This window comes from Methylobacterium aquaticum (assembly GCF_001043915.1).
Classification (GTDB): domain Bacteria; phylum Pseudomonadota; class Alphaproteobacteria; order Rhizobiales; family Beijerinckiaceae; genus Methylobacterium; species Methylobacterium aquaticum.
In genome coordinates, this window is record NZ_LABX01000509.1 from 1 (window position 1) to 750 (window position 750).

The 750-nt window shown below is 61.5% G+C and carries 1 protein-coding gene; it reads left to right on the plus strand.

All coding sequences use genetic code 11. The features are described from left to right. Positions 1-188 precede the first annotated feature (188 nt). A partial coding sequence (locus VP06_RS33515) for a zinc metalloprotease (RefSeq protein WP_048468154.1) occupies positions 189-750 on the plus strand: 562 nt, incomplete at its 3' end.

Here is a 750-nt window from a genome sequence, read left to right on the forward strand (position 1 = left end):
ATGAACGCGGATTTAGCGCACTTGCGCCGGTTCTCCCTCAGCCCCTGTAAAGCATACCCCTACCGCATCGCACGGTTCGCCACCGACGGGCGCGACCAACAATTGTTTATGACATGCCGTCGTGATTAGGGACTGGCCCGGCCAGATTGAACGGCCAAGCTTCTTCTCCCCACGGGACAGATCGATCCATGGCCGACCTCTTCAAACCCGTCGCCCTGACGGGGAATGCCGTCGTGGACAGCCTTATCATCGGCGGGGCCTGGAACGCCGCGACCCTGACCTACGGGTTCAAGGCGCAGGATATCGATGCGAACGGGATCGATGATTTCGACGAAGGCGATTGGAAGGCGTTCTACAAAGAGATCTACGACAGCGTCAGTAACTTCGCGGCGGTCGATTTCGTCGAGGGGACGGTGGAGCAGGCTCAGCTGATCCAGCGGCTCGATGTGGGCGGAGGCGGCGAATCCGGTACGCCCTCCCCGGGCGTGACCTCGCTGGAAACCGCGGTGGGTATCAACCCGGACAGTGTGAAAGGGGCCGCCGACGTGGTTCGCCTCGGCACCTATTCCGAAACCTGGATCCACGAGATCGGTCACAGCCTGGGCCTCGGCCACCCCCATGACGGAGAGAACGGCAAGCTGCCGGGCGTCGTCAAGCCTGGTGATTTCGGCACCGGCAACCTCAATTCCCAGATCTATACGGTGATGGGCTACACTTTCGCATTCTGGGGCGAGGACAACCCGTTCACCC